This window comes from Rhodovastum atsumiense, assembly GCF_937425535.1.
In the GTDB taxonomy this organism is placed as follows: Bacteria; Pseudomonadota; Alphaproteobacteria; order Acetobacterales; family Acetobacteraceae; genus Rhodovastum; species Rhodovastum atsumiense.
Genome location: NZ_OW485601.1, coordinates 4,755,642 through 4,772,208 on the forward strand (window position 1 = coordinate 4,755,642; position 16,567 = coordinate 4,772,208).

Below are 16,567 nucleotides of genomic sequence, written 5' to 3' on the forward strand. Positions count from 1 at the left end.
CTCGATGAATTGAAACGGTGATGCCGCGCCGGATCAGCGGCGCAGGAAGCCGGCCAGGGCGCGGCGCATGCCATCGGCGCGGATGGCGCGCAGGTTGGCGACAACGGCGGCCTTGAAGCCGGCATGGGCGGCGATGTCGGGGCCGAAAATCTCTGGAATGGCGAACAGCGCGTCGACCAGTGCGACGGTGTCGCCGTTGCAGGCCTCGCGCACCTGCAGCAGCCGGTCGGCCATCGGGTCGGAGACGGCATAGCCCTCCACCGCGTCGTTGCAGCCGGCGAGGAAACGGATCCAGGCGGCGACCACGAAGGCGATGCAGCTTGCGTCCGCGCCCGCGCGCAGCCGTTCCAGCGCCGGATCCAGCAGCCGCGGCGGCAGCTTCTGCGACCCGTCCATGGCGATCTGGATGGTGCGGTGGCGGATCGCCGGATTGCGGAAGCGCTGCTCCAGCTCGCCGGTGTAGCTGACGATGTCGGTGCCGGGCACCGGCGGGACCGTGGGCACCAGGTCGTCGCGCCACAGCCGGCGCACGAAGGCCGAGAGATCGGCATCGTCCATGCCGTCCGCCACCGTTTCCAGCCCCGCCACCACGCCGATATAGGCCAGGGCGGAATGCGCGCCGTTGAGGCAGCGCAGCTTCATCACCTCGAAGGGGTGCACGTCGCGCGCCATGATGGCGCCGACCTCGTCCCAGGCCGGCCGGCCGCCGGGGAAGTTGTCCTCGATTACCCATTGCCGGAACGGCTCGGTCACCACCGGCCAGGCATCCACGTAGCCATAGGCGGCGGTGACCTGCGCGCGGTCCTCGTCCTTGGTCGCCGGGGTGATGCGGTCGACCATGGTGCAGGGGAAGGCGATGCTGTCGGCAACGAACTTGCCCAGGTCCGGATCACGCAGCGTGGCGAAGCGGGAGACGATGCGCCGCACCTTGGCGCCGTTCTGCGAGAGGTTGTCGCAGACCAGCACGGTGAAGGGCGCCACCTGGGCGGCGCGGCGGCGGCGGATCGCCTCGGCAAGCAGTCCGGGCACGCTGCGTGGCAGCGCATCCCCGGCGAGATCGGCGCGGATCGCCGGATGCGCCTCGTCCAGCGCACCGGTGGCGGCGTCCTGGCAATAGCCTTTCTCGGTGACGGTCAGGGTGACGATGCGGGTGCGCGGATCGGCCATGCGCTGCAGCGCCGCCTCGCGCTCATCGGGGCCGAGCACGCCGCAGAGCGAACCGACCACGCGCGGCCGGTCGCCTTCCGGCTCGCGCACCAGCAGCGTGTACAGATGGTCCTGCGGCTGCAGCGCCTCGCGCACGGCGGGTGAGAGCGGATCGACCCCGACGATGCCCCAGTCGCGCGCGCCCCGGGCGAGCACGTCTTCCGTATAGACGGCCAGGTGCGCCCGGCAGAACGCGCCCGGGCCGATATGCACGATGCCGGGCGAGATCGCCGCGCGGTCGTAGCTGGGGGGGGCGACCGCTGCCGGAACCGCCCCCAGCGTGGCCTGCGCGAGCCGGGGCGCCGTTCCTGGACGGCAAACTGCATCTGCCATGACGACGAGGTCTCCTGGCGTTTAATGAACTCTAGTATGGTAGACTTTGACGTGGGCCAATGCAACAGCCATCTGATTTTCCTTGCATTTGCTACATTTCGACCCCGAATTCCCGGCTTGAACACGCCTCCGTGATGCGATATGTGTCGACTAACATACTACCACGCGGAGTGGCCGCCATGGTCATCGCCAGCTTTCCTCCGGTTCCGGTCGCCCCCTCCGGATAACGCGCATCCGGCCGGTGTCTGCCGTGCGGCGGCGGCGCCGGCCCAGGCGGGGCGGGAGAGCAGGATCCCTCCGGCACCGCGGCACAGCCAACTCACACAACCCAACGGAATACGAGATGCCCAAGATCAGGCACCTGCGGTGGTGGATCATCGGATTGGTCTGCCTCGGCACGATCACGAACTATCTCGCGCGCAGCACGCTCGGCGTGGCCGCGCCGACGCTGCTCAAGGAACTGGATATCTCGACGCAGCAATATTCCTGGATCCTCGGCGCCTTCCAGGCCGGCTACACCATCGCCCAGCCGATCTGCGGCTATGTGCTGGACGTGATCGGGCTGAAAATCGGCTTCGCCCTCTTTGCCGTGGCCTGGTCGGTGCTGACCATGGCGCACGGGCTCGCGGGCTCCTGGGTCAGCATGGCCTGGCTGCGCGGCCTGATGGGCATGGCCGAGGCCACCGCCATCCCGGCGGGCATGAAGACCACCGCGGAATGGTTCCCGGCGAAGGAGCGCGGTCTGGCCGGCGGGCTGTTCAACGCCGGCACCTCGGTCGGCGCCATGCTGGCTCCGCCGCTCGTGGTCTGGGCCATCCTGAACTACAACTGGCAGGCGGCCTTCCTGATCACCGGCGCGCTCGGACTGGTGTGGACCGTGCTGTGGCTGTGGTTCTATCAGGGTCCGGACAAGCATCCCGCGCTGACCGATGAGGAACGCACGCTGATCACCTCCGGCCAGGAGACGCATCTGCAGACCGGCGCGAAGCCGTCGCTGAAGCAGATCCTGCGCCAGCGCAATTTCTGGGGCATCGCCCTGCCGCGCTTCCTCGCCGATCCGGCCTGGGGCACCTTCACCTTCTGGGTGCCGCTGTATCTGGCCTCGGTGCGGCACTGGGATCTCAAGCAGATCGCGATGTTCGCCTGGCTGCCCTTCCTGGCCGCCGATTTCGGCTGCATCGTCGGCGGTCCGGTCGCCTCTTTCCTGCAGCGCACCACCGGCATGAGCCTGATCAACGCGCGACGCTGCGCCTTCACCATGGGCGCCGTGCTGATGCTCGCCCCGGCCTTTATCGGCTTCGCCGACAGCGCCTATACGGCGATGGCGCTGATCTGCGTCGGCGGCTTCGCCCACCAGATGCTGTCGACCACGGTGATCACCATGGCCTCCGACCTGTTCCGGCGCAGCGAGGTCGGCACCGTCGCGGGGCTCGCCGGCACCTGCGGCTGGACCGGGCAGTTGATCTTCTCGCTGATGATCGGCGCCCTGGTCAGCACCATCGGCTACAACCCGTTCTTCGTCTGCCTCGGGCTGCTCGACCTGGTCGGCGCGGTGCTGCTGTGGACCTTGGTGCGGGAGCGCAAGGAAGACGCGGCGGCGGCCGCAGCTACCCCGCAAGCGGCGCACTGATCCCACCGCCTGCCTGCCTGTCGTCCTGTCGGAAAGGGCGTCGCGCCAGCGGCGCCCTTGTCGATTCGTCAGGCGTGCATGTCGATGACGACGCGGCCGTCGACCGCGCCCTCACGCAGCCGCATGAACACGTCGTTGATGTTGTCGAGGCGCTCGGTGGTGACGTTGGCCCGCACCTGCCCGGCGGCGGCGAAGTCAAGCGCCTCCTGCAGGTCGAGCCGCGTGCCCACGATGGAGCCGCGCACGGTGATGCCGTTCAATACCACGTCGAAGATCGGCAGCGGGAAGCTGCCGGGCGGCAGGCCGTTGAGCGAGATGGTGCCGCCACGGCGCACCATGCCGAGCGCCTGCTCGAAGGCGCGGATCGACACCGCCGTCACCAGCACCGCATGCGCGCCGCCGATTTCCTTGCGCAGCACTGCCGCGGGGTCGGTGCTGCGGGCATTGATGGTCAGCTGCGCCCCCAGCCGCCGGGCAAGTTCCAGCTTGTCCTCGGCGATGTCCACCGCGGCGACGTTCAGCCCCATGACCCGCGCGTATTGCACCGCCATGTGCCCCAGCCCGCCGATGCCGGAGATCGCCACCCATTGGCCGGGCCTGGTGTCGGTGACCTTCAGCCCCTTGTAGACAGTGACGCCCGCGCACAGGATCGGCGCCGCCTCGACGAAGCCGAGATTGGCCGGCAGGTGGCCGATATAGTCGGGATCCGCCACGGCGTATTCGGCGAAGCCGCCATTGACGGAATAGCCGGTGTTGCGCTGCGATTCGCACAGCGTCTCCCAACCGCCGAGGCAATGGCTGCAATGGCCGCAGGCGCTGTGCAGCCAGGGTACGCCGACGCGGTCACCGACGCGGACGTGCCGCACATTGGCGCCGATTTCCGTGACGACGCCCACGCCCTCGTGCCCCGGGATGAAAGGCGGCGTCGGCCGGATCGGCCAGTCGCCATCGGCCGCATGCACGTCGGTGTGGCAGACGCCCGAGGCCTCGATCCTGACCTGGATCTGGTCGGGGCCGGGCTCGGGCCGCGCCACTTCCTCGCAGACGAGCGGACGGCCGAGGCTGCGCACGATGGCTGCCTTCATGGTCTTCCCCATGGTCTCGTTCCTCCGGTTGATTTGTTTTCGGGCGGGCGTAGGGCGGATAAGCGCAGCGCAATCCGCCATCGTGCCGTTGCGCAAGATGGCGGACCTGCGTCGGCGGATGACGGTGCTGGCCTTAAAAGAACCCGAGCGCCTTCGGGCTGTAGCTCACCAGCAGGTTCTTGGTCTGCTGGTAGTGTTCGAGCATCATCTTGTGGGTTTCGCGGCCGATGCCCGATTGCTTGTAGCCGCCGAAGGCGGCGTGGGCCGGGTAGGCGTGGTAGCAATTGGTCCAGACCCGGCCGGCCTGGATGGCGCGGCCGACGCGGTAGGCGCGGTTGATGTCGCGTGTCCACACCCCGGCGCCAAGCCCGTACTGCGTGTCGTTGGCGATCGCCACCGCCTCGGCCTCGTCGCGGAAGGTGGTGATGGAGACCACCGGGCCGAAGATCTCTTCCTGGAAGATGCGCATGCGGTTGTCGCCGCGGAACAGCGTGGGGGCCACGTAGTAGCCGCCGGCGAGCTCCCCGGGCAGGACGGTGCGCGCGCCGCCGGTCAGCACCTCGGCGCCTTCGCGGCGGCCGATCTCGATGTAGGAGAGGATCTTCTCCAGTTGCTCCTGCGAGGCCTGGGCGCCGAGCATCGTCGCCGGGTCGCGCGGATCGCCCTGGCGGATGGCGGCGACGCGGCGCAGCGCCCGGTCCATGAAGCGGTCATAGATCGCCTCCTGCACCAGAGCGCGGCTCGGGCAGGTGCAGACCTCGCCCTGATTGAAGGCGAACAGCACGAAGCCTTCGATGGCCTTGTCGAACAGGTCGTCGTCCTCGGCGGCGATATCGGCGAAGAACAGGTTGGGCGACTTGCCGCCGAGTTCCAGCGTCACCGGGATCAGGTTCTCGCTGGCGTATTGCATGATCAGCCGCCCGGTCGAGGTCTCGCCGGTGAAGGCGATCTTGGCGATGCGCGGGCTGCAGGCCAGCGCACGGCCGGCCTCGGGACCGAAGCCGTTGACGATGTTGAGCACGCCCTCGGGCAGCAGGTCGGCGATCAGCTCGGCCCAGAGCAGGATCGAGGCCGGCGTCTGCTCGGCCGGCTTGAGCACGACGCAATTGCCCGCGGCGAGCGCGGGGGCGAGCTTCCAGGCCGCCATCAGGATCGGGAAGTTCCAGGGAATGATCTGCCCGACCACCCCGAGCGGCTCGTGGAAATGGTAGGCGATGGTATCGGTATCGATCTCGCCGACCGTGCCTTCCTGCGCCCGCACGGCGCCGGCGAAGTAGCGGAAATGGTCGATGGCAAGCGGGATGTCGGCCGCCGTGGTCTCGCGGATCGGCTTGCCGTTGTCCCAGGTCTCGGCCTGCGCCAGCAGGTCGAGATTGGCTTCCATGCGATCGGCGATGCGATGCAGCAGCCGGGCCCGCTCGGCCGGGCTGGTGCGGCCCCAGCGGTCCCGCGCCGCATGGGCGGCATCGAGCGCGAGCTCGATATCGGCCTGTTGCGATCGGGGAATCTCGGTGATCTTCCGCCCGGTGATCGGGGTGACCTTGTCGAAGCGACGGCCATCGGCCGGCTCGACCCATTTGCCACCGATGAAGTTCCCGTAACGAAGCCTGAAGGGCGTCGCCAGGTGCGACGCCGCTGGCGCCAGGTCATTCATGTGTTTCCTCCCGCTTTGAACAGGTGGTCGATTGCTTCCACTGCGGCAATGCGGAGTGCGGCCTGTCTTGCAGCCACGATGAGTCCACAAGAGCAGTGGCGGCGCCCGTTCTGCAAGAAATTTCTTATGTAAAAGAAAGAGTCATTGTCTTCAACTTTTGCGCCGGGCTGGTGCGGGCTCCGGGCGGGACATAGTGCCGCAACGGTGTTTTCCCGCAGGGGGTGGGGGCAGAGAGCGCGCTGCGATAAGCAGCCTGCCGGTTGGGGGCATTGCGGCATGGTTGCAGTCATGCATGACTGAAACGATATAATACCTATCAAAAAACGATCCGGCCGTGATGGCGCTGCCCGGCCGGGGAGGGGATCTGCCGGGGCGGCGGGACAGGAAGCGCATTCCTTTTGTCTGCAACGAGAAGAATGCGGGATCATCGCGGCCGCGCAAACGGTCGTGTTCCCTGGCGTCGGTGTGATGACGAAAAAGCAGGCAGTGGAAATTTATGCTCAGCGTTTGCGTCAATTTGGCCTAGCCTGATCCGGCCAGGATATCCAAAATATGTAACTAACAAGGGGTGGATTGGACTCCATCTAAACACTGGAGGTGGGCCGTGAAAGTCCAAGGCGTTGTGCTCGATGCAATCGAGCAGTTGTCTATCCGTGAGATCGATGTCCCGTGGACACTCCAGCCCGCCGACAACGAAGTCAAAATTGCCGTCAAGACAGTCGGCATTTGCGGCAGTGACGTTCACTACTACAAGCATGGCCGGATCGGTGACTTCGTCGTGCGGGAGCCGATGATCCTCGGCCACGAAGCTGCCGGGGTGGTGACGCAAATTGGCAAGGCGGTCACGCATCTGCGGGTCGGCGACCGGGTCTGCATGGAGCCGGGCATTCCCGATTTCGGCTCGATGCAGACGCTGCAGGGCATGTACAACCTCGATCCGGCGGTGCAGTTCTGGGCAACCCCGCCCGTGCATGGCTGCCTGACGCCGGAAGTGGTGCATCCGGCGGCACTGACCTATCGCCTGCCGGAGCAGGTCAGCCTGGCCGAAGGCGCGCTGATCGAGCCACTGGCCATCGGCGTCTACGCCGCTGCCAAGGCGCGCATCCATCCCGGCGACGTCGCCGTGGTCACCGGGGCCGGCACCATCGGCCTGATGATCGTGTTCTCGGCGCTGGCTGCCGGCTGCTCGGAAGTGATCGTCAGCGACGTGGCCACGGCCAAGCTGGCGCTGCTGGCCGGGCATCGCGAGATCACCACGGTCGACCTGACCCGCCAGGACCTGGGCGAGGTCGTGCGCGCGCGCACCGATGGCCGCGGCGCCGACATCTTCTTCGAAGCGAGCGGCAGCGCGAAGCCCTACGACTCCATGATCGATCTGATCCGCCAGGGCGGGCGGGCGGTGCTGGTTGGCATGCCGCTCGACAAGGTGCCCTTTGACGTGGTCGCCCTGCAGGTCAAGGAAATCGAGCTGACCGGCACGTTCCGGTACGCAAATGTCTGGGACCGCGCGATCAAGCTGGTCGCCAGTGGCAAGATCGACCTCAGGCCGCTGATCTCGGCCACCTATCCCTTCGACGACTCGATCGCCGCCTTCCGACGTGCGGCCGAGCACCGGCCCGAGGACGTGAAGATCCAGATCGCGCTCTGACCGCCGCGCCGCATTCCCCCGGCCAGGATTGACCGGGGGGAACGGCCCAGGCAGGACCGGTGCCATGAAGGTCAAGCCGCTGTGCGAAGTGATCGGGCCCTCGCTGGAGGGAACGTTCCGCGTGTTCCAGCACGACTATCCTTTCCCGTATTCCGGCTGGCACTTCCATCCGGAGTATGAGATCCACCTGATCCGCAAGAGCCGCGGCCTTTGCTATGTCGGCACCCATGCGGGCCCGTTCGATGTCGGCCAGGTGATCCTGACCGGGCCCAACCTGCCGCATATGTGGGTCACCGATGGCGGTCCGGACGCGCAGTATGACGAAGCCGGCCTGATCCGCGACCGCGACCTGGTGCTGCAGTTCAGCGGCCGCTTCGCCGAACGCTGCATCGCCACTTTCTCCGATTGCGCGGGGCTGCAGGCGCTGGTGGACGCGGCGCGGGCGGGCGTGCAGTTCTCGGTGCCGGTGGCGCGCAAGGCGTGGCGGATCATGCATTCGCTGCTGGATGCCTCGGGGCTGGAGCGCGTCGGCATCTTCTTCACCCTGCTGCACGTGCTCGCGGGAGATGCGGAGCGGCGCCTGCTGTCGGTGACGCCGCCGAACGCGACCGGCAACCGTCCCAAGCGGCTGGCCTCCGTGCTGGAATACATCGCCGCCAACTACAACCGGCACAGCCTGAGCTGCAACGAGCTCGCGGCGATGGAGAAGATGACGCCGAGCGCCTTCTCCCGCTTCTTCGAGCGCAACATCAGCTGCAGCTGCAACGAGTACATCAACCGCCTGCGCGTCTATCGTGCCTGCCAGTTGCTGATCGAGACCGACGCCCAGGTCACGGCGATCGGCTACGATTCCGGCTACAGCACGATCTCCACCTTCAACCGGAATTTCGTGCGCTTCATGGGGGCGAGCCCGTCGGAGTTCCGGGCGCAGCGGCGCCTGCCCCGGCACCGCCCGGATCTGCCGGCCCATGCACCGGTCCATGCAGGAGTGGCATGACATGTATCTAGGCATCGATTGCGGCACCCAGAGCACCAAGGCGCTGATTGTCGCCGAGGACGGCACCATCCGCGGCAAGGGTCACGCCGCGCATGAGCTGATCGAACGCCCCAACGGCGCGCGCGAGCAGGATCCCGCGTGGTGGGTCGCGGCGATGATCGACGCGGTGCGCCAGGCGCTGGCGCAATCCGGCCTGCCGGGGCGGGAGATCCGCGCCATCGGGGTTTCCGGCCAGCAGCACGGGCTGGTGGTGCTGGACGAGGCCGGCCAGCCGATCCGCCCGGCCAAGCTGTGGAACGACACCGAGACCAGCCCGCAGAACCAGGAGTTGGTGCTCGCCCTCGGCGGCCCGTCGAAGTGGTTCGCCGAGTACGGCATCATTCCGCTGACCGGCTACACGATTTCCAAGCTGCTCTGGTTGAAGCAGAACGAGCCGGAGCATTTCCGTCGTGTCCGCCATATCGCCCTGCCGCATGACTACCTCAATTTCTGGCTGACCGGGCGGCATGTCGCCGAATGCGGCGACGCGTCCGGCACCGGCTTCTTCGACATCCGCCGCCGCGCCTGGGCAGCCGGACCGCTGGATCTGATCGACGGCGGCACCGGCCAGTTGCGCGCCGCGCTGCCGGCGCTGATTGGCGCCGACGACATCGTCGGCCCCCTGCAGCCATCCGCCGCCGAGGCGCTAGGGCTTTCCACCGACTGCCTGGTGTCGGCGGGTGGCGGCGACAACATGATGGGCGCGATCGGCACCGGTAACGTGCATCCGGGCGTGGTGACGATGAGCCTGGGCACTTCGGCGACCGTGTGCTCCTTCAGCCCGGAGCCGGTGCTGGACGCGCGCGGCTGGCTGGCGCCGTTCTGCTCCAGCAGCGGCGGCTGGCTGCCGCTGGTCTGCACCATGAACGCCACCAATGTCACCGGCGGCATCGTCGAGCTGCTGGGCCGCGACATCGGCTATCTCTCGGACGCGCTGGACGCCACCGCGCCGGGGGCGGGCGGCCTCACCGCGCTGCCCTTCCTCAACGGCGAGCGCACGCCCGACCTGCCGAACGCGACCGGGACCCTGCTCGGCCTGACGGCGAACAACATGAACGCCGGAAACCTGGTCCGCGCCATGGTGGAGGGGGTGAGCTTCGGCGTGCTCGCCGGGCTGAAGCTGGTGCTCGGTGGGCGCCGCGCCGCGCGCATCTTCCTGATCGGCGGAGGCGCGCGCAGCCCGCAATGGCGACAACTGATCGCCGATGCCTCCGGCGCCGAGATCGTGGTGCCCGTGACCGAGGAGGGCGGCTGCCTCGGCGGCGCGCTGCAGGCCATGTGGGCGGAGAAGAAGCAGCGCGGCGCGACCGAGGCGCTGGCCGACATCACCGCGCGCTGCGTGGCGATCGATCCGGCGAAATCGGCGCAGCCCGATGCCGGCCGGCGGGCGGCCTATGACGCGGCCTTCGCGCTCTATCGCGAGCGGCTGCAGCAGATCCATGGCGTGGCCGGCTGAGGGGAGGGGCGCATGACCACCGCCCCGCTGCTGTCGATCCGGGGGATCAAAAAGAGCTTCGGCGGGGTGCGGGCGCTGGTGGATGGCTGCCTGGAACTCAATCGCGGTGAGATCCTGGCGCTCTGCGGCGGCAACGGCGCCGGCAAGTCCACCATCCTCAAGGTGCTGATGGGCTTCATTGCCCCCGACCAGGGCGAGATTCTGATCGATGGGCGCAAGGTCCGCTTTGCCGATGCCAGGCAGGCGCTCGATGCCGGCATTGCCATCGTGCAGCAGGAACTCAGCGCGGTGCCGCATCTCACCGTCGCCGAGAACATCTATCTCGGCGCCGAGCCGCGCCGCTTCGGCTTCGTCGATTTCCGTGAGCTGAACCGGCGCGCGCGCGAGCTGCTGGCCTCGCTCGGCTTCGATATCGATCCCACCGCGACCATGGACAGCCTGAGCGTCGCCGCCCAGCAACTGGTGGAGATCGCCAAGGCGCTGTCGCATGCCGATGCCGACATCCTGATCTTCGACGAACCCACCTCGGCGCTGAGCGAGAAGGACAGCGAGCGGCTGTTCGACGTGCTGCGCGGCCTCGCCGCCGCCGGCAAGGGCATCATCTATGTCACCCACCGCCTCGCCGAGATCTTCAACATCGCCACGCACTACACGGTGTTCAAGGACGGCGCCTACGTCACTGCCGGGCGGATCGCCGACATCACCCGCGAGCGGCTGATCGAGATGATGATCGGCGGTGCCATCCAGCAGGAATACGTCAAGGAGAACGTGCCGACCACGGCACCGCTGCTGGAAGTCCGTGGCCTGACCCGCCGTCCCTGGTTCAGTGATGTCAGCTTCGCGCTGCACCGGGGCGAGGTGCTGGGCATCTATGGCCTGGTCGGCTCCGGCCGCACCGAGCTGCTCGACACCATCTTCGGCCTGCGCCGGGCGGATGCCGGCGCGATCCTGATGGAAGGCCGCGCCTTCGCCGGCGGCGATGTCGCCGAGGCGATCGGCGCCCGGCTCGGCTATGTCACCGAGGACCGCAAGCGCAGTGGCCTGGTGCTGTCCTCCACTGTCGGCCGCAATCTCTCGCTCGCCGCCCTGCCGCGGCTGCAGCGTGGCGGCTTCATCCACTTTCCCGAAGAACGCTCCTGCATCGCCCGGGCGATCCGGATGATGAACATCAAGGCGCCGGGTCCGCAGGAGCCGGTGCAGAACCTCTCCGGCGGCAACCAGCAGAAGGTCGTGCTCGGGCGCAGCATCCTGACCGATCCGCTGGTGCTGCTGCTGGACGAGCCGACGCGCGGCGTCGATGTCGGGGCGAAGAAGGAGATCTACCGCTTCATCTCGGGCTTCGCGCAAGCCGGAGGGGCGGTGCTGATGGTGTCCTCGGAGCTGGAGGAGATCCTCGGCATGAGCGACCGGACCATCGTGCTGTGCCGTGGCCAGGTGAACGGGCAGTTCCACCGCACCGAGGCGACGCAGAAGAAACTGATGATGGCCGCTGCCTGACCAGGGTGCGGCAGGGGCGGGAGGCAAGCATGTTGCAGGCACTGACCGTACGGACCCCACGATTGGGGAGCGGTTTCAGGCAGTACGGGATCATCATCGCCTTCCTGGCCCTGTGCGTCGTGGTGGCGGCGCTGTGCCAGTACAAGGTGATCCAGGGCGAGTGGAGCGAGAACACCTTTCTCACCGCCGAGAACCTGCTGCTGATCCTGTATCAGATCTCGGTCAACGGCATCCTGGCGATCGGCATGACGCTGGTGGTGATCTCGGCCGGGATCGACCTGTCGGTGGGATCGGTGCTGGCGCTGTCGGGGATGCTGGCCGCGTCCTTCGCCACCCGCTCGACCACGGTGACGGCCTGGGCCGGCACCTATCCGGTGCTGGTGCCGGTGCTGGCGGCGCTGGCGATCGGCAGCGCCTGTGGCGCGCTGAACGGCTGGATCATCGCCCGCTTTCGCATCCAGGCCTTCATCGCCACGCTGGGCATGCTGCTGGCGGCGCGCGGGATGACCATGGCGCTGACCGGGGCCAATCCGATTTCCGCCCTCAGCCCGGATTTCCGCTGGTTCGGCACCGAGCGGATCCTCGGCATCCCGGTGCCCATCCTTATCTTCCTGCTGGTCTTCGCCGGCGCCTGGGTGCTGCTGAACCTGACTGTGTTCGGCCGCTATGTCTACGCGGTCGGCGGCAATGAAAAGAGCGCCCGCACCTCCGGCATCAAGACCGATCGGATCATCATCGGCGTCTATGCGCTGTCCGGCCTGCTCGCGGGCATCGCCGGCATCATCCTGACCGCCAAGACCGGATCAGGCCAGACCAATGCCGGCAGTTCCTACGAGCTGGATGCGATCGCCGCGGCGGTGATCGGCGGCACCAGCCTCGCCGGCGGCGTCGGCAAGCTGGGCGGAACCCTGATCGGCGCGCTGATCATCGGCGTGATGAACAACGGGCTCGACCTGCTCGGCGTGGAGAGTTTCTACCAGCTCATCATCAAGGGCGTGCTGATCGTCTCGGCGGTGATCGTCGATTCGTCGCGCAAGGCCGAACAGCACTAGGGATTTCGCCACGGCCGGGGCAGGGGCGCCGGCCGTGGCGAGGCGACTGCAACGAAATCGGGAGAAAGTCTGTGAAGAAGTTCTTGTTGGCGGCTTGCGGCCTCGCGGCCCTGGCCTGTGCGTCTACGGCCGGCGCGGCCGAGATGAAGAAGGTGCGCATTGCCGTGCTGATGTACGGCAACAAGGCCGAGTTCGTGCAGTTGATGCAGCGCTACGGCCGTGAGCATCCGGCGGTGACCAGCGGCAAGGCCGACATCACCTTCTATGACGGGCGCTACGACGCCTCGGTGCAGAACGACCAGGCGCAGCTCGCGATCAACAACAAGGTCGATGCGATCATCGTCAACCCGATGGATTTCGACGCCAATATCGATGTCGTTACCAAGGCGAAGGCGGCGAAGATCCCGGTGGTGGTCACCAATGCGCGGCTGAACACCCAGGCGATGAATGCCGAGGTGGTCTCGGACGACGTGCTCGGCGGCTACCTGGAAGCCAAGGACGTCCTGAAGAAGCTCGGCTGCAAGGGCAACGTGGTGATCATCGAGGGGCCGAAGGGCGGCTCGGGCGAGATTCAGCGTGGCCAGGGTAACGAGAAGGCCATCGCCGAATGTCCGGCCGGCGCGGTCAAGGTGCTGGAGCGCAAGACCGCCAACTGGTCGCGCGCCGAGGCCTATGACCTGATGCAGAACTGGCTGGTGAAGCATCGCGGCCGCATCCAGGGCGTGATCGGCCAGAACGACGAGATGGCGCTGGGCGCGATCGAGGCGATCAAGGCGTCCGGCCAGGATGTGAACAAATACGCGATCGCCGGCATCGACGGCGTCTCCGACGCGCTGCGCGCGGTGAAGGCCGGGGAGATGACCTCGATCCTGCAGGACGCAAAGGGGCAGATGCAGGGCAGCATCGACGTCGCGATGCGCGCGGTGCTCGGGCCCGACTACCAGCCGATGTCGCCGATCTGGGCGCAGTACGGCAAGGACATGCCCTGGAACGACGGCCAGTCCAAGCGCTACGACGTGCCCTGGACGATCGTGACGCCGGCCAATGCCGACGCCCTGCTGGAGGCGCGCAAATAGGCGGATGACGGACGCGACCGCGCCGGGACATGACCGTCCCGGCGCGGTCGCATGGCGTGGTGGTGGCCGGCGCGGGCCCTGCTTACGGCGTGAGCTGCTTGTTGTTCTTGAACGGCGGCAGGTTGCGCCAGTTCACCGACCACCACGCCACGGCCCCGATGATGACGATTCCAATAATGTAAGACGACATTGACCCTGTCTCCCACGTCTTGTGTTTTCAGCAAGTCCCCGGGCGCCCCTTGCCTCGGTCGGGAGACAGCGCGTCGGGAAATCCCAGGTTCGGCGCATTGCAGAGACGTGATCGCCATGATTGCGGGCGATCACCCGGCGTCGTCTTCGCCACGCGCCGGGCTCCGTCAGCGGCGCAGGAAGAAGAACCAGACGAGCACCGCCAGCACCAGCAGCGCATGGGTCAGGGCCGGGTTGACGTCCTGAAGGGCGTGCAGCATCGGGCGAAGCTTTCCTTCCCGCGGCAGGGATATCGGGCCGTCCGGGCAGACGCGCGCCGGCCGCGTGGCACGGCCCTTGAATCGTGCCGCCCGGCATCCAATCCAGGAAGCAGCGGGCACCTCTGCCGTAACGGCCCGGCTGCCCGGAAGGTGGCATCGAAGGCGCTTCTGGCAAGGACATGGAGATGAGGACCGGCTGCGATCGTGCGTGCCGCCCCGTCCGGGATGGCGGGGGGCGGCTGTGAACGACGACCCGTATGAGACCCTGGGCGTGAAGCGCGACGCCTCGGCGGAGGAGATCCGGCGGGCCTACCGGCGGCTGGCGCGAAAGCATCACCCCGACCTCAACCCGGGCGACAGCGCGGCGGAGGAGCGGTTCAAGCGCGTCTCCGCTGCCCATGACATCCTCGGCGCGCCGGAGAAGCGCGCGCGCTTCGACCGCGGCGAGATCGACGCCTCCGGCGCCGAGCGCCCGCAGCCGCGCTATTATCGCGACTATGCCGGGGCCGGGGCCGGCGCGGGAACTGGCGAGCCGCCGCCCTATGCGACCGATGCCGGCTTCGCCGACATGGCCGAGGCCGACGACCTGCTTGCCGCGCTGTTCGGGCGGCGTGCCAGGGCGGGCGGGGGCGGGCGGGCGCAGATGCGCGGCGGCGACCTGCGCGGGCAGCTCGCGCTCGGTTTCCTGGAGGCGGTCAACGGCACGACGCGGCGGCTGTCCCTGCCCGATGGCAGCACGGTGGAAGTCACGGTGCCGCCGGGCACACGGGACGGCCAGGTGCTGCGCCTGCGCGGCAAGGGCGCGTCCGGCCTGGGCGGCGGCCCGTCGGGCGACCTGCTGGTCGAGGTGACGGTGGGCGGGCACCCGCATTTCAGCCGCCGCGGCGACGACATCCATTTCGACCTGCCGGTCACCTTGCCGGAGGCGGTGCTCGGCGCCCGGGTGGAGGTGCCGACCCCGGCCGGGCCGGTCACGGTGACGGTGCCGAAGGGATCGAACACCGACACGGTGCTGCGGCTGCGGGGCAGGGGGGTGAAGCGGCCGGACGGCACGCAGGGCGATGCCTATGCGACGCTGCGGATCGTCTTGCCCGATCACCCGGACGCCGCGTTGGAGAGCTTCGCCGCCGGCTGGGCGGCGGGCCGCGCGCATGACCCGCGCAAGGGCATGGAGGCGACATGATCGCGTGGCAGGACTTCCTGGTGCGGGCGCGCCTCGACGCGGGTGTGCTCGAGGCCTGGATCGAGGCGGGATGGCTGGCACCGCAGGCCGAGCTCGGCGGGCGAGGCTTCTCCGAGCCCGATCTCGCGCGCGCCTGCCTGATCCGCGACCTGCGTGAGGATCTGGGCGTGAACGACGAGGGCATCCCGGTCGTGCTGGGGCTGCTCGATCAGGTGCATGGCCTGCGCCTGGCGCTGCAGCGCCTCGCTGCCCTGCTCAGAACGCTGCCCGAGCCGGTGCGGCGCGATGCCATCGCCGCGCTGCGGGAAGGAAGGGCGTTCCCCGGCGGGACGTCCTGACCCGCGCCCGCGTCACCATCGGACCTTTCGCCGGCCGTTCCAGACACGGGCTTGGGCTCCTGCGGGGACAGGGACCACATCCGGGCCAGCCTATCACGGATGCCGGAACGACATGCGCTGGGACGATCTCACGTGGCGCAGCGCCTGGCGCGGCGCTGGTTGCTGCAGCGGCTGCCCGGGATCAGCCAGGGGGACCGTCGCTTCCGTGGCCGGGAACCGTGGCCGGCGGCTCGGGCTGGAGCAGCGCCAGTGCCGCCTGTGCCGCCCCATCCAGCACGGCGCGCTGCGGCCGCGTTCGCGCCAGCACCCGGATGCCCAGCAACAGGCTCAGCAGCAGCTTCGCCAGTTTTTCCGCCGGGGGGTGTGCGGTGATCGTGCCGTCCTGCTGCCCGGCGGCGATGCAACGGCGGAAGAACGCCTCGACGAATTCCAGTTCCCCGGCCACCAGCCTGCGGAACCCGGCATCGTGCGGCGCCACCTCCAGGGCCGAGTTGACCAGCATGCAGCCGCGTCGCTGCCGGTCGGCCACCGAGCGTTCGACGATTTCCGTGAAGAAGCCGCGCAGCGCCGCCAGGGGCGGCAGCGGCGCGAAACGCGCGATGCGGTCGCGGACGGTCTGCGCCAGGTAGTGGTCGAGCGCACGGCGATAGAGGGCGCGCTTGTCGCCGAAGGCGTTGTACATGCTCGCGCTGGTCATCCCCATTTCCCCGGCGAGGTCGCGCATCGAGGTCTGCTCGTAGCCGCGCTGCCAGAAGCAGTGCATCGCGGCGTCGAGCACGGCCGCCTCGTCGAACTCCCGTGGACGTGCCATCGCCTTTCCCCCCCCGCGGAGCATTCGCGGCGGCAGCCGGGCAGGCTGCCGGGGGCGAACGCCACCGGTTTTTAGAATGCGTGCCATAAAACCACAACCGGTCCCCTGGCCGA

13 protein-coding genes are annotated in these 16,567 nt (G+C 68.2%); 9 read left to right on the top strand and 4 right to left on the bottom strand.

The genetic code is table 11. The annotated features are described in order from the left end of the window. Positions 1-33: 33 nt before the first annotated feature. The gene (locus NBY65_RS21460; protein WP_150042282.1) at positions 34-1,539 is read right to left on the bottom strand and encodes a mannitol dehydrogenase family protein; all 1,506 of its coding nucleotides are present in this window, start codon (positions 1,537-1,539) and stop codon (positions 34-36) included. A gap of 343 nt (positions 1,540-1,882) precedes the next feature. On the opposite strand from NBY65_RS21460, the gene NBY65_RS21465 reads away from it, so the two are divergent. Beyond that, the gene (locus NBY65_RS21465; RefSeq protein WP_150042281.1) at positions 1,883-3,169 is read left to right on the top strand and encodes an MFS transporter; all 1,287 of its coding nucleotides are present in this window, start codon (positions 1,883-1,885) and stop codon (positions 3,167-3,169) included. Between the two features lie 68 nt (positions 3,170-3,237). Here NBY65_RS21465 and adhP read toward each other — a convergent pair whose 3' ends face one another. Continuing rightward, positions 3,238-4,266, bottom strand: coding sequence for an alcohol dehydrogenase AdhP (adhP, locus tag NBY65_RS21470; RefSeq protein WP_150042280.1), 1,029 nt, complete (start codon positions 4,264-4,266; stop codon positions 3,238-3,240). Between the two features lie 121 nt (positions 4,267-4,387). After that, positions 4,388-5,908: an aldehyde dehydrogenase gene (gene adh, locus NBY65_RS21475; protein WP_150042279.1), complete on the bottom strand. Its 1,521-nt coding sequence runs from the start codon at positions 5,906-5,908 to the stop codon at positions 4,388-4,390. Positions 5,909-6,512: 604 nt separating this feature from the next. Here adh and NBY65_RS21480 point away from each other — a divergent pair. From NBY65_RS21480 to NBY65_RS21515, 8 genes are all read left to right on the top strand, one after another. Beyond that, positions 6,513-7,556 (top strand): NAD(P)-dependent alcohol dehydrogenase, encoded by a 1,044-nt coding sequence (locus NBY65_RS21480; protein WP_150042278.1) that lies wholly within the window; start codon positions 6,513-6,515, stop codon positions 7,554-7,556. Between the two features lie 64 nt (positions 7,557-7,620). Beyond that, the gene (locus NBY65_RS21485) at positions 7,621-8,553 is read left to right on the top strand and encodes an AraC family transcriptional regulator (protein WP_150042277.1); all 933 of its coding nucleotides are present in this window, start codon (positions 7,621-7,623) and stop codon (positions 8,551-8,553) included. A 1-nt stretch (position 8,554) separates the two neighbouring features. Beyond that, entirely contained in the window at positions 8,555-10,048 is a 1,494-nt protein-coding gene (xylB, locus tag NBY65_RS21490) for a xylulokinase (RefSeq protein ID WP_150042276.1), read from the top strand. Positions 10,049-10,060: 12 nt separating this feature from the next. Continuing rightward, positions 10,061-11,545, top strand: coding sequence for a sugar ABC transporter ATP-binding protein (locus tag NBY65_RS21495; RefSeq protein WP_150042275.1), 1,485 nt, complete (start codon positions 10,061-10,063; stop codon positions 11,543-11,545). Positions 11,546-11,574: 29 nt separating this feature from the next. Beyond that, positions 11,575-12,597, top strand: coding sequence for an ABC transporter permease (locus tag NBY65_RS21500; protein WP_150042274.1), 1,023 nt, complete (start codon positions 11,575-11,577; stop codon positions 12,595-12,597). A gap of 71 nt (positions 12,598-12,668) precedes the next feature. After that, on the top strand, positions 12,669-13,673 hold the full coding sequence (locus tag NBY65_RS21505; protein WP_150042273.1) for a substrate-binding domain-containing protein: 1,005 nt from the start codon (positions 12,669-12,671) through the stop codon (positions 13,671-13,673). Between the two features lie 690 nt (positions 13,674-14,363). Further along, the gene (locus NBY65_RS21510) at positions 14,364-15,305 is read left to right on the top strand and encodes a DnaJ C-terminal domain-containing protein (RefSeq protein WP_150042272.1); all 942 of its coding nucleotides are present in this window, start codon (positions 14,364-14,366) and stop codon (positions 15,303-15,305) included. Further along, a complete protein-coding gene (locus NBY65_RS21515; protein WP_150042271.1) occupies positions 15,302-15,643 on the top strand; it encodes a chaperone modulator CbpM in 342 nt (113 codons plus the stop codon). The genes NBY65_RS21510 and NBY65_RS21515 overlap by 4 nt, the downstream gene beginning before the upstream one ends. Before the next feature lie 181 nt (positions 15,644-15,824). Here NBY65_RS21515 and NBY65_RS21520 read toward each other — a convergent pair whose 3' ends face one another. Then, positions 15,825-16,454, bottom strand: a complete 630-nt coding sequence (locus NBY65_RS21520) for a TetR/AcrR family transcriptional regulator (RefSeq protein WP_150042270.1) — start codon at positions 16,452-16,454, stop codon at positions 15,825-15,827. Positions 16,455-16,567: the final 113 nt, after the last annotated feature.

Excerpts from the sequence above, each read along its gene's own strand:
- NBY65_RS21465 (WP_150042281.1), top strand. The coding sequence starts at position 1,883 with ATGCCCAAGATCAGGCACCTGCGGTGGTGGATCATCGGATTGGTCTGC.
- NBY65_RS21515 (WP_150042271.1), top strand. The coding sequence starts at position 15,302 with ATGATCGCGTGGCAGGACTTCCTGGTGCGGGCGCGCCTCGACGCGGGT.
- NBY65_RS21460 (WP_150042282.1), bottom strand. The coding sequence starts at position 1,539 with ATGGCAGATGCAGTTTGCCGTCCAGGAACGGCGCCCCGGCTCGCGCAG.
- NBY65_RS21500 (WP_150042274.1), top strand. The coding sequence starts at position 11,575 with ATGTTGCAGGCACTGACCGTACGGACCCCACGATTGGGGAGCGGTTTC.
- NBY65_RS21520 (WP_150042270.1), bottom strand. The coding sequence starts at position 16,454 with ATGGCACGTCCACGGGAGTTCGACGAGGCGGCCGTGCTCGACGCCGCG.
- NBY65_RS21485 (WP_150042277.1), top strand. The coding sequence starts at position 7,621 with ATGAAGGTCAAGCCGCTGTGCGAAGTGATCGGGCCCTCGCTGGAGGGA.
- adhP (WP_150042280.1), bottom strand. The coding sequence starts at position 4,266 with ATGGGGAAGACCATGAAGGCAGCCATCGTGCGCAGCCTCGGCCGTCCG.
- xylB (WP_150042276.1), top strand. The coding sequence starts at position 8,555 with ATGTATCTAGGCATCGATTGCGGCACCCAGAGCACCAAGGCGCTGATT.
- NBY65_RS21495 (WP_150042275.1), top strand. The coding sequence starts at position 10,061 with ATGACCACCGCCCCGCTGCTGTCGATCCGGGGGATCAAAAAGAGCTTC.
- adh (WP_150042279.1), bottom strand. The coding sequence starts at position 5,908 with ATGAATGACCTGGCGCCAGCGGCGTCGCACCTGGCGACGCCCTTCAGG.